The organism is Flavobacterium sp. GCM10022190 (genome assembly GCF_042656445.1).
GTDB lineage: Bacteria > Bacteroidota > Bacteroidia > Flavobacteriales > Flavobacteriaceae > Flavobacterium > Flavobacterium nitratireducens.
This window is the reverse complement of sequence record NZ_JBHSOQ010000008.1, coordinates 1-4,947: the sequence shown is the minus strand read 5'-3', so window position 1 is coordinate 4,947 and position 4,947 is coordinate 1. Positions and strand designations below refer to the sequence as shown.

Here is a 4,947-nt window from a genome sequence, read left to right as displayed (position 1 = left end):
AAACAATATACGATGAAGAGTTTGATCCTGGCTCAGGATGAACGCTAGCGGCAGGCTTAACACATGCAAGTCGAGGGGTATAGGTTTTCGGACCTAGAGACCGGCGCACGGGTGCGTAACGCGTATGCAATCTACCTTTCACAGAGGGATAGCCCAGAGAAATTTGGATTAATACCTCATAGTATAGCAGTTTCGCATGAAACCACTATTAAAGTTCCAACGGTGAAAGATGAGCATGCGTCCCATTAGCTAGATGGTAAGGTAACGGCTTACCATGGCTACGATGGGTAGGGGTCCTGAGAGGGAGATCCCCCACACTGGTACTGAGACACGGACCAGACTCCTACGGGAGGCAGCAGTGAGGAATATTGGTCAATGGACGCAAGTCTGAACCAGCCATGCCGCGTGCAGGATGACGGTCCTATGGATTGTAAACTGCTTTTGTACGAGAAGAAACAACATTACGTGTAATGTCTTGACGGTATCGTAAGAATAAGGATCGGCTAACTCCGTGCCAGCAGCCGCGGTAATACGGAGGATCCAAGCGTTATCCGGAATCATTGGGTTTAAAGGGTCCGTAGGCGGTTTAGTAAGTCAGTGGTGAAAGCCCATCGCTCAACGGTGGAACGGCCATTGATACTGCTAGACTTGAATTATTAGGAAGTAACTAGAATATGTAGTGTAGCGGTGAAATGCTTAGAGATTACATGGAATACCAATTGCGAAGGCAGGTTACTACTAATTGATTGACGCTGATGGACGAAAGCGTGGGGAGCGAACAGGATTAGATACCCTGGTAGTCCACGCCGTAAACGATGGATACTAGCTGTTGGGGGCAACTTCAGTGGCTAAGCGAAAGTGATAAGTATCCCACCTGGGGAGTACGGGCGCAAGCCTGAAACTCAAAGGAATTGACGGGGGCCCGCACAAGCGGTGGAGCATGTGGTTTAATTCGATGATACGCGAGGAACCTTACCAAGGCTTAAATGTAGATTGACCGTTTTGGAAACAGAACTTTCGCAAGACAATTTACAAGGTGCTGCATGGTTGTCGTCAGCTCGTGCCGTGAGGTGTCAGGTTAAGTCCTATAACGAGCGCAACCCCTGTTGTTAGTTGCCAGCGAGTCATGTCGGGAACTCTAACGAGACTGCCAGTGCAAACTGTGAGGAAGGTGGGGATGACGTCAAATCATCACGGCCCTTACGCCTTGGGCTACACACGTGCTACAATGGCCGGTACAGAGAGCAGCCACTGGGTGACCAGGAGCGAATCTATAAAGCCGGTCACAGTTCGGATCGGAGTCTGCAACTCGACTCCGTGAAGCTGGAATCGCTAGTAATCGGATATCAGCCATGATCCGGTGAATACGTTCCCGGGCCTTGTACACACCGCCCGTCAAGCCATGGAAGCTGGGGGTGCCTGAAGTCGGTGACCGCAAGGAGCTGCCTAGGGTAAAACTGGTAACTAGGGCTAAGTCGTAACAAGGTAGCCGTACCGGAAGGTGCGGCTGGAACACCTCCTTTCTAGAGCCTTAGTTTTAGCCAAGTGCAGGCTAAGGATAAAGATGAAAAGGTACTAAAGGTCAAAAATTAAGATTGTATTACTCTTGCTGTTAATTTAAAAAAAAAGAATAAAGAATTTAAGTAAAAAACAGAGTCTCGTAGCTCAGCTGGTTAGAGTACTACACTGATAATGTAGGGGTCGGCAGTTCGAGTCTGCCCGGGACTACTTTTTAAACTTAAATAGGAAATTTTAGAGGTTGAGTTACACTTAAAGTGAACCGTTTCAAAAAACTGTTAACTTATAACTGTTAACTGACAACTAGATACGGGGGATTAGCTCAGCTGGCTAGAGCGCCTGCCTTGCACGCAGGAGGTCAACGGTTCGACTCCGTTATTCTCCACCAAGAAGTACAAAGATAAGAGTACAAAGTATTAAGATGAGTCTTAATACTTAATACAAAAATCTTAATACTGATTAAAGTTCATTGACATATTGAGATAAAAATATTAAAAAAGTAGAAAGAACACGTAATTATGTTTATCATTAGGCATAATTATAAGTACAATAAGCAAAATAAGGGCGTATGGGGGATGCCTAGGCTCTCAGAGGCGAAGAAGGACGTGATAAGCTGCGAAAAGCTACGGGGATCTGCACACAAGACTTGATCCGTAGATATCCGAATGGGGCAACCCACTATGTTGAAGACATAGTACACCGATAGGTGGGCAAACCCGCTGAACTGAAACATCTAAGTAGGCGGAGGAGAAGAAAACAAAAGTGATTCCGTAAGTAGTGGCGAGCGAACGCGGATTAGCCCAAACCAATGTTGTTACGGCAATGTTGGGGTTGTAGGACCACGACATTTCTTGCATGAAGAATTAGAATCTACTGGAAAGTAGAGCCATAGAGAGTGATAGCCTCGTATAAGTAATGAATGTAAAGGATAGTGGTATCCTGAGTAGGGCGGGGCACGTGAAACCCTGTCTGAATTTGGCGGGACCATCCGCTAAGGCTAAATACTCCTGAGAGACCGATAGTGAACCAGTACTGTGAAGGAAAGGTGAAAAGAACCGTGAATAACGGAGTGAAATAGATCCTGAAACCATACGCTTACAAGCGGTCGGAGCTTCTTCGTGAAGTGACGGCGTGCCTTTTGCATAATGAGCCTACGAGTTAACGTTGCTGGCAAGGATAAGTACTTCAGGTATGGATCCGTAGCGAAAGCGAGTCTGAATAGGGCGCTTTAGTCAGTAGTGTTAGACGCGAAACCGTGTGATCTACCCATGGGCAGGTTGAAGCTGTGGTAACACACAGTGGAGGACCGAACCGGTTGACGTTGAAAAGTCTTCGGATGACCTGTGGGTAGGGGTGAAAGGCCAATCAAACTCGGAAATAGCTCGTACTCCCCGAAATGCATTTAGGTGCAGCGCTGAGCATAAAGTTATATAGAGGTAGAGCTACTGATTGGATGCGGGGGCTTCACCGCCTACCAATTCCTGACAAACTCCGAATGCTATATAATGTTTCTCAGCAGTGAGGGCTTGGGTGCTAAGGTCCAAGTCCGAGAGGGAAAGAACCCAGACCATCAGCTAAGGTCCCCAAATATATGCTAAGTTGAAAGAACGCGGTTTGTCTGCCCAGACAGCTAGGATGTTGGCTTGGAAGCAGCCATTCATTTAAAGAGTGCGTAACAGCTCACTAGTCGAGCGGACGAGCATGGATAATAATCGGGCATAAGCATATTACCGAAGCTATGGATTTGACGTAAGTCAAGTGGTAGGGGAGCATTCTAACAGGGTTGAAGGTGTGTTGTAAAGCATGCTGGACTGGTTAGAAAAGAAAATGTAGGCATAAGTAACGATAATGCGGGCGAGAAACCCGCACACCGAAAGACTAAGGTTTCCACAGCTATGCTAATCAGCTGTGGGTTAGTCGGGACCTAAGGCGAACCCGAAGGGGATAGTCGATGGCCAACGGGTTAATATTCCCGTACTACTAAATACTGTGATGGGGTGACGGAGTGATGAAAGCGCCGCGAACTGACGGAATAGTTCGTTAAAGTACCTAGCTATAGGTCCTGTAGTTAAATGCGCAGGAACTGGTGAAATACGATAGTACACAGAGACTTCGGTTGAAGTGATAGTGCGCCTAAGGGCTTCCAAGAAAAACCTCTAAACTTCAGGTATTTAGTACCCGTACCGTAAACCGACACAGGTAGTTGGGATGAGAATTCTAAGGTGCTCGAGAGATTCATGGCTAAGGAATTAGGCAAAATAGACCCGTAACTTCGGGAGAAGGGTCGCCCTGAGTAATCAGGGCCGCAGTGAAGAGGTCCAGGCGACTGTTTATCAAAAACACAGGGCTCTGCAAAATCGTAAGATGAAGTATAGGGCCTGACACCTGCCCGGTGCTGGAAGGTTAAGAGGAGATGTTATCTTCGGAGAAGCATTGAATTGAAGCCCCAGTAAACGGCGGCCGTAACTATAACGGTCCTAAGGTAGCGAAATTCCTTGTCGGGTAAGTTCCGACCTGCACGAATGGTGTAACGATCTGGACACTGTCTCAGCCATGAGCTCGGTGAAATTGTAGTAACGGTGAAGATGCCGTTTACCCGCAGTGGGACGAAAAGACCCTGTGCACCTTTACTATAGCTTAGTATTGACCTTGGATAAATGATGTGTAGGATAGGTTGGAGACTGTGAAGTGGCGTCGCCAGGCGTTGTGGAGTCATTGTTGAAATACAACCCTTTGTTTATCTGAGGCCTAACCCCGCGTTGCGGGGGACATTGCTTGGTGGGTAGTTTGACTGGGGTGGTCGCCTCCAAAAGAGTAACGGAGGCTTCTAAAGGTTCCCTCAGTACGCTTGGTAACCGTGCGAAGAGTGCAATGGCATAAGGGAGCTTGACTGAGAGACATACAGGTCGATCAGGTACGAAAGTAGAGCATAGTGATCCGGTGGTTCCGCATGGAAGGGCCATCGCTCAAAGGATAAAAGGTACGCCGGGGATAACAGGCTGATCTCCCCCAAGAGCTCATATCGACGGGGGGGTTTGGCACCTCGATGTCGGCTCGTCACATCCTGGGGCTGGAGAAGGTCCCAAGGGTTGGGCTGTTCGCCCATTAAAGTGGCACGCGAGCTGGGTTCAGAACGTCGTGAGACAGTTCGGTCTCTATCTACTGTGGGCGTTAGAAATTTGAGTGGATCTGATTCTAGTACGAGAGGACCGAATTGGACAAACCTCTAGTGTATCTGTTGTCCCGCCAGGGGCACTGCAGAGTAGCTACGTTTGGAAGGGATAAGCGCTGAAAGCATATAAGCGCGAAACCCACCACAAGATGAGATTTCTTTTAAGGATCGTGGGAGATGACCACGTTGATAGGCTATAGATGTAAAGGCAGTAATGTCATAGTCGAGTAGTACTAATAATCCGTAAGCTTATGTAC

At 47.7% G+C, this 4,947-nt stretch carries 2 tRNA genes and 2 rRNA genes; all 4 read left to right on the top strand.

The features are described 5' to 3' along the window. Positions 1-9: 9 nt before the first annotated feature. The 4 genes from ACFPTQ_RS16025 (at position 10) to ACFPTQ_RS16010 (ending at position 4,947) form a co-directional block, all read left to right on the top strand. Positions 10-1,523, top strand: a 16S ribosomal RNA gene (locus ACFPTQ_RS16025). A gap of 131 nt (positions 1,524-1,654) precedes the next feature. Further along, positions 1,655-1,728 (top strand) — tRNA-Ile (locus ACFPTQ_RS16020). Positions 1,729-1,829: 101 nt separating this feature from the next. Continuing rightward, positions 1,830-1,906: transfer RNA gene (locus ACFPTQ_RS16015), tRNA-Ala, on the top strand. A gap of 159 nt (positions 1,907-2,065) precedes the next feature. Then, positions 2,066-4,947, top strand: a 23S ribosomal RNA gene (locus tag ACFPTQ_RS16010). Together the 16S and 23S rRNA genes with 2 tRNA genes alongside form the textbook arrangement of a ribosomal RNA operon.